This is a genomic window from Xanthomonas sp. SHU 166, assembly GCF_000364685.1.
In the GTDB taxonomy this organism is placed as follows: domain Bacteria; phylum Pseudomonadota; class Gammaproteobacteria; order Xanthomonadales; family Xanthomonadaceae; genus Xanthomonas_A; species Xanthomonas_A sontii.
Genome location: NZ_AQOJ01000013.1, coordinates 1 through 7,383, shown reverse-complemented (window position 1 = coordinate 7,383; position 7,383 = coordinate 1). Strand labels below are relative to the sequence as shown.

General features: G+C 70.8%; 6 protein-coding genes. 5 read left to right on the top strand and 1 reads right to left on the bottom strand.

The annotated features are described in order from the left end of the window. Positions 1 to 102: 102 nt before the first annotated feature. The 5 genes from D180_RS00770 (at position 103) to dxs (ending at position 6,282) form a co-directional block, all read left to right on the top strand. Entirely contained in the window at positions 103 to 822 is a 720-nt protein-coding gene (locus tag D180_RS00770) for a sensor histidine kinase (protein WP_017911264.1), read from the top strand. Between the two features lie 88 nt (positions 823 to 910). Then, positions 911 to 1,558 (top strand): response regulator transcription factor, encoded by a 648-nt coding sequence (locus tag D180_RS00765; protein ID WP_017911263.1) that lies wholly within the window; start codon positions 911 to 913, stop codon positions 1,556 to 1,558. Positions 1,559 to 1,661: 103 nt separating this feature from the next. Beyond that, complete coding sequence (locus tag D180_RS00760) at positions 1,662 to 3,446, top strand: acyl-CoA dehydrogenase C-terminal domain-containing protein (protein WP_017910880.1); 1,785 nt, start codon at positions 1,662 to 1,664, stop codon at positions 3,444 to 3,446. A gap of 112 nt (positions 3,447 to 3,558) precedes the next feature. After that, positions 3,559 to 4,218 carry an HNH endonuclease gene (locus tag D180_RS00755; protein WP_026143548.1) on the top strand — a complete coding sequence of 220 codons (660 nt, stop codon included), beginning with the start codon at positions 3,559 to 3,561 and terminating at the stop codon, positions 4,216 to 4,218. Between the two features lie 150 nt (positions 4,219 to 4,368). After that, positions 4,369 to 6,282, top strand: coding sequence for a 1-deoxy-D-xylulose-5-phosphate synthase (dxs, locus tag D180_RS00750; protein ID WP_017911262.1), 1,914 nt, complete (start codon positions 4,369 to 4,371; stop codon positions 6,280 to 6,282). Between the two features lie 128 nt (positions 6,283 to 6,410). Here the strand turns inward: dxs and D180_RS00745 are convergent, their stop codons facing one another. Then, entirely contained in the window at positions 6,411 to 7,376 is a 966-nt protein-coding gene (locus D180_RS00745) for a TraB/GumN family protein (protein WP_081616348.1), read from the bottom strand. Positions 7,377 to 7,383: the final 7 nt, after the last annotated feature.

Sequence of the window (7,383 nt, the reverse complement as noted above, 5' to 3'; positions counted from 1 at the left end):
GCGCCTGGACGCGCTCGGCGACCACGCCGCCGCGCAACGCGCCCGCCGCGCCGCGGCGCAGGCCACCGACGGTTCCGCTGTCGCGCGCGCACAGACCACGCCATGAACGACGCCGCCACGACCGCCGCCGAACGCTACCGCCTGCTGCTGCAGCGGCTGGAAGCCAACGAACGCGAATTCCGCCGCCTCGGCCGCGCCGTGGTCAAGGTGCAGGAGGACGAACGCCGGCGCCTGGCGCGCGAACTGCACGACGGCGTCGGCCAGAACCTCACCGTGCTCAAGCACCGGTTGGCGCAACTGGGCGCGGCGCTCGGCGCGGCCGACGCCGCGTTGCGCGCGCCGCTCGAGGACGCCATCCAGCTGTGCACGCAGGCGCTGGAAGACACCCGGCAGATGTCGCGCTTGCTGCGCCCGCCGATCCTCGACGACCTGGGACTGGAAGCCGCGCTGGGCTGGCTCGGCCGCAGCCAGTCCGCCGCCGGCGCCACCCCGGTCAGCGTCGAGATCGGCCCGCTGCCGACGCTGGACGAAGCGCTGCAGACCCTGCTGTTCCGCAGCGCGCAGGAAGCGCTGACCAATGCGCTGAAGCACGCGGCTGCGCAGTCGGTGCTGTTGCGGCTGGTGGCCCGCGACGGCTGGGCGCATCTGCAGGTGCTCGACGACGGCCGCGGCTGCGACCCGCAGCAGGCGCTGGTGGCCGGCGGCAGCGGCCTGAGCGGCCTGCGCGAACGCCTGCGCCTGAGCGGCGGCAGCCTGCGCCTGCAATCGTCGCCGGGCGAGGGCTGCTGCGTGCAGATCCGGGTCCCGCTGGAGGCCGATTGAACGTGATCGCCCTGCCCCGCCCCGACACCCGCGCGGCGCTGCACACGCCGCGACACCCCCCCTGTCGGCGCGCTTGGAGCGCACCGGCATGAGCGCGCCGATCCGGGTCCTCATCGCCGACGACCACACCCTGGTGCGCGAAAGCCTGGTCGCCGTGCTCGACGCGATCGACGGCATCCAGGTGGTGGCGCAGGCCGCCGACGGCATCGAGGCGCTGGCCAAGGCCGAGGCGACCAGCCCGGATGTGGCGATCGTGGACATCTCGATGCCGCGGCTCAACGGCATCGACGTGGTCCGGCGGCTGTGCGAGACCGTGCCGCTGGCGCGGATCCTGGTGCTGACCATGCACGAGGAACACGAATACGTGCTGCACGCGGTGCGCGCCGGCGCCTCCGGCTATCTGCTCAAGGACAGCGCCAGCGCCGACCTGATCGCCGCGGTACGCAACCTGCACGCCGGCCGCGGCCACTTCTCGCCGCAGGCCGCGCAGGCACTGGTGGCGCAGATGCAGCAGCCGCAGGCGCTGCCGCCCGATCCCTACCGCAGCCTGACCGCGCGCGAACGCGAGGTGTTCCACCTGATCGTGGAGGGCCGCACCACCAAGGAGATCGCGCGGGTCCTGCAGATCAGCGTCAAGACCGCCGAGAACCACCGCTTCCGCGTGCTCAACAAGCTGGGCATGCGCAATACCGCCGAACTGGTGCGCTACGCGGTCCGCCACGGCCTGCTCGACTGAACAGCGCCGCGCAGCGGCGGGTTCGGCGCGGCTGCGCATACTCCATACGCCATAGTATCCTGGACGCCTCGGCCGCGCCGCGGCCCTCGTCACGAGCGATCGCATGAGCACCTATCAAGCCCCGTTGACCGATCTCCGCTTCGCGCTGCACGACGTGCTGCAGGTGGAGGCATTGTTCGCCCGCCTCGGCCACGCCGACGCCAATGCCGAACTGATCGATGCGGTGCTGGAGGAAGCGGCGCGCTTCACCGGCACCGTGCTGGCGCCGCTGAACCGGGTCGGCGACGAGCACGGCTGCACCCTCGACAAGGCCACCGGCGCAGTGACCACCGCGCCCGGCTTCCGCGAGGCCTACCGGCAGTTCGCCGAGGGCGGCTGGACCGGGCTGACCGCCGCCGCCGAGTTCGGCGGCCAGGGCCTGCCGCACACCCTCGGCGTGCCGCTCAACGAAATGGTCAACGCCGCCAACCTGGCCTGGGGCAACTTCCCGCTGCTGTCGCACGGCGCGGTCGAGGCGCTCAAGCAGCACGGCGAGGCCTGGCAGCAGGAGGTGTTCCTGAAGCCGCTGGTGGATGGCCGCTGGACCGGCACCATGTGCCTGACCGAGCCGCACTGCGGCACCGACCTGGGCCTGCTCAAGACCCGCGCCGAACCCAACGCCGACGGCAGTTGGTCGGTCAGCGGCACCAAGATCTTCATCACCGCCGGCGAGCACGACTTCACCGACAACATCGTGCACCTGGTGCTGGCGCGGCTGCCGGACGCGCCGGCTGGCGCCAAGGGCATCTCCCTGCTGGTGGTGCCGAAGTTCAAGGTCGCCCGCGACGGCAGCGTCGGCGAGCGCAACGCGCTGCGCTGCGGCTCGCTGGAGCACAAGATGGGCATCCACGGCTCGGCCACCTGCGTGATGAACTTCGACGGCGCCGAGGGCTACCTGGTCGGGCAGCCGCACAAGGGCCTGCAGGCCATGTTCACCATGATGAACACCGCGCGCCTCGGCGTCGGCCTGCAGGGCATCGGCCTGTCCGAACGCGCCTACCAGAACGCGCTGCATTACGCCCGCGAGCGCCTGCAGTCGCGTTCGCTGAGCGGCGCCAAGCTGCCGGAGAAGCCGGCCGACCCGATCCTGGTGCACCCGGACGTGCGCCGCATGCTGCTGACGGTGAAGGCGCTGACCGAAGGCAGCCGCCTGCTGGCGCTGCATGCCGCCACCCTGATCGACATCGCGCACAGCGCCCAGGACCCGGCCGAGCGCGAGCAGGCCGACGTGCTGGTCAGCTTCCTCACCCCGATCTCCAAGGCCTGCCAGACCGAGTGGGCGGTGGAAAACACCTACCACGCGCTGCAGTGCTTCGGCGGCCACGGCTACATCCACGAACACGGCATGGAGCAGCTGGCACGCGACGCCCGCATCACCACCCTGTACGAAGGCACCACCGGCATCCAGGCACTGGACCTGATCGGGCGCAAGACCGCGTCCAGCCAGGGCGCCGGGCTGAAGCTGTTCCTGGCGCAGATCGAGGCCTTCCTGGCCGAGCACGCCGACAACCCGGCGGTGGCCGAATTCGTCGCCCCGCTGCGCGAGAAGGCCGCCGAGTGGGCGGCGCTGACCAAGCGCATCCTGCAGCGCGCCGCCGGCAATCCCGAGGAACTGGGCGCGGCCAGCTACGACTACGTGTTCTATTCCGGTTACGTGGTGCTGGCCTACTGGTGGGCGCGCAGCGTCGCCGCGGCCGAGGCCTCGGCGCATGGCGAGGCGTTCAAGCAGTCCAAGCGCGAGACCGCGCGCTTCTACTACGCCCGCCTGCTGCCGCGCACGCTGACCCACGCCGCGGCCATCGACAGCGGCGCCGCGCCGCTGATGACACTGGCCGACGCGCAGTTCTGAGTCGCGCATCCAGGCACGAACGCAGCCCCGGCATGCACGCCGTGCCGGGGTTGCACCGCCCGCCGCGACCGATACACAAACCGTCACCAATCGGGTATAAGCTGTCTTCCCGATGGAGACAGACACAACAACGCTTGGTCTGATCGATACCGGGGCCTGCGGCGCCTCGGCCGCGGTCCCGTCGCCTGCGGCGTCCCCTTCCCACCTGCCTTCGGTCCGGCTGCTGTCGCTGGACGCGCATGGCCGCGTGCTGGACTGGATCAACTGGCAGGACGCGGCCTGCCTGTACGCACGCGGCGCGGTAGCCTGGACCCTGGGCGAGCCGTGCCTGCATATCCACGGTGGCATCTGTCGCGCCAGCGGCGAGCGCAGCGTGCTGGAGCTGCACCCGATCATCGCCGCGCGCGGCCACGCGCATGCGCGTGCGCTCGACCCCACCCCGACCCTGACCAATACCGCGCTGTTCGCCCGCGACGCGCAACTGTGCCTGTACTGCGGCCAGCAGTTCAGCCGCCCGCAACTGACCCGCGATCATGTGCTGCCGGTGTCCAAGGGCGGCCGCGACATCTGGGAGAACGTGGTCACCGCGTGCTTCCACTGCAATTCGCGCAAGGGCAATCGCACCCCGCAGCAGGCGTCGATGCCGCTGCTGGCAGTGCCGTACCGGCCGAGCTGGATCGAGCATCTGATCCTGTCCAACCGCAACATCCTGGCCGACCAGATGTCGTTCCTGAAGGCGCAGTTGCCGAAGCGCTCGAAGCTCTCGTTGTAGCCGCGCGGCCTCACGCCGCCGTCACGTCCGCTGCGACGGATTGCCGCACCCCGGCCGAAACCGTCCATCCACGCGCCCGCGGATGAACGGGTTGATTGCGCGTGCCCGGAATGGAGAGGAAAATGACAGGTCCGCTGAACCTCCATTCCGATGATCGACCCCACCCGCTATCCGCGCCTCTCGCGCATCCAGGTCCCCGCCGAACTGCGTCGCTTCGATGAATCGGAGCTGCCGGCCATCGCCGAGGAACTGCGCGCCTTTCTGATCGAGTGCGTCGGCAAGAGCGGCGGCCACTTCGGCGCCGGGCTGGGCGTGATCGAACTCACCGTCGCCCTGCACTACCTCTACGACACGCCGGTCGACCAACTGGTGTGGGACGTCGGCCACCAGACCTATCCGCACAAGATCCTCACCGGGCGCCGCGACCGCATCCACACGGTCAAGCAGGCCGACGGCGTGGCGCCGTTCCCCAAGCGCGAGGAAAGCGAGTACGACACCTTCGGCGTCGGCCATTCTTCCACCTCGATCTCGGCCGCGCTGGGCATGGCGGTGGCGCTGCAGCGCATGGGCGACGAGCGCAAGGTGGTGGCGGTGATCGGCGACGGCGCGATGACCGCGGGCATGGCCTACGAGGCGCTGAACCACGCCGGCGGCATGGACCCGGAACCGAACCTGCTGGTGATCCTCAACGACAACCGCATGTCGATCTCCGAGGCGGTCGGCGGGGTCACCAAGATGCTGGGCCGGATGAGCGGCAGCAAGACCCTCAACGCCATCCGCGAGGGCGGCAAGAAGATCCTCGGCGACAAGAAGAGCAACCCCACCGCGCGCTTCGTGCGACGCTGGGAAGAACACTGGAAGGGCATGTTCGTGCCGTCCACGCTGTTCGAGGAAATGGGCTTCCACTACACCGGCCCGATCGACGGCCACGACCTGCCGGCGCTGCTCGGCGCGCTGAAGACGCTCAAGACCCTGAAGGGTCCGCAGCTGCTGCACGTCATCACCACCAAGGGCAAGGGCTACGAACTGGCCGAGGGCGACCAGATCGGCTACCACGCCGTGGGCCCGTTCGATCCGAGCAAGGGCCTGGTGGCCAAGCCGGGCGCCAAGGCGCCGACCTACACCGACGTGTTCGGCGACTGGATCTGCGACATGGCCGCGGCCGAGCCGGCGCTGCTGGCGATCACCCCGGCGATGCGCGAGGGCTCCGGCCTGGTGCGCTTCAGCAAGGAATACCCGCAGCGCTACTTCGACGTGGCCATCGCCGAGCAGCACGCGGTGACCCTGGCCGCGGGCATGGCCGTGCACGGCGCCAAGCCCGTGGTGGCGATCTATTCCACCTTCCTGCAGCGCGGCTACGACCAGTTGGTGCACGACGTGGCGGTGCAGCAGCTCGACGTGCTGTTCGCGATCGACCGCGGCGGCGTGGTCGGCCCGGACGGTGCCACCCACGCCGGCAACCTGGACCTGAGTTTCCTGCGCTGCGTGCCGCACCTGGTGGTGATGGCGCCGGCCGACGAAGCCGAGTGCCGGCAACTGCTCAGCACCGGCCTGCGCCATGCCGGCCCGGCCGCGGTGCGCTACCCGCGCGGCACCGGCCCCGGGGTCGCCCCCGGGACCACGCTGGAACCCCTGCCGATCGGCAAGGCGCAAGTGAGCGCGCAGGGCCACACGGTGGCGCTGCTGGCGTTCGGCGCGACCCTGGCGGCGGCCGAACAGGTCGGCCGCGAGCTCGGCCTGAGCGTGGTCAACATGCGCTTCGTCAAGCCGCTGGACCGCGCCCTGCTGCTGGAGCTGGCGCAGAGCCACGAAGGCTTCGTGACCATCGAGGACAACGTGGTGGCCGGCGGTGCCGGTTCCGGCGTGGCCGAGCTGCTCAACGCCGAAGGCGTGCTGCGCCCGGTGCTGCACCTGGGCCTGCCCGACGCGTTCCAGCACCACGCCAGCCGCGAGCAATTGCTGGCCGAAGCCGGCATCGACGCCGCTGGCATCCGTGCCGCGGTGTTGAAGCGCTGGCCGCAGCTGGGCACCAGCGCCAGCGCACCGCGCACCGCGGCGGGCTGACCCGTCGCGATTGCGAGCAGAGCAACGGCACGGCAGTTGGCGCATGCCGTGCCTGCTTGCGGCATTGCGCACGGTTCTCGATGTGCCTCATGCCGCTTTCGATTGCGCCGGCGTCTCCAGCGCGTGACCTAAGGCGCGATCACCTCGGCGCCGCTGGCGCGTAGCCGATCCAGCGGCCCGCCCGGCTCCTGCAGGGTCTGCATCGGCAACGCCGCGAAACTGGAGCGGTTCTGCGCCAGCGCCCGCTCGGCCGCCTGCAACCAGGCCGCCTGCGCACGCTGGCGCACATCGCCCAGGCCCAGCTTGCGCGCGATCGCCGCTTCGCCGACCGCGTCCAGGCAGACCCGGTACTGATCGTTGGCGGGCAGCGCGGCCAGCGTGTCCAGATCGCCTTCGGACCAGGCATTGGCGCGCTGGCGCATCGTCTCCAGGTCGCGATCGATGACCTGCAGGGTGCGCGCGAAACAGGCACTGTCGTTGAGCGAGGTCGCCCGGAACTCCTGCAGCGCGCGCTTGGCATCGGGCACCTTGACCTCCACCACCACCGGGACGATCGGCACCTTGGCGCGCTTGGCGGCACCCTCGATCACCGGCTGCACGACGCTGCCCAGGCTCAGGCCGGAGGTGCGCATCGCCGCTTCGTACAGCTCCTGCGCCGCGAACACCGGCCGCCAGCGTTCCACACTGCCGTCGCGGCCCAGGTAGCGCGCCTTCAGCGGCAGCCAACGCGCATACAGCTCCGGCGGCAGCACCTGCTGCAGGGTGCGGTCGTCGGGATTGCGCCGCGCCTTGAGCAAGGACGGCAGCAGCATCAGGCTGCGGAACATGCCCAGGCCCGAATCCAGGGTGAGGGTCGGCGCCGCGATCACCTGTTGCGATTGGGCGATCACCCGCTCCACTTCGCCCGATTCCCACTGCATGCGCTTGGGCAGCGGCGACACCGTGCCGAGGATCCACAGCACGTGATCGCCGCGGCGGACCTGCCACAGCCCCGGGCCGGGCTGGCGCCCGCTCACCAGCACCGCCTCCAGGTCGACCACCGGCGGATGGGCTGGTGCGGCCGGCGTCGCGGTCTGCGCCTGCACGGCGGGCACGCCCGCC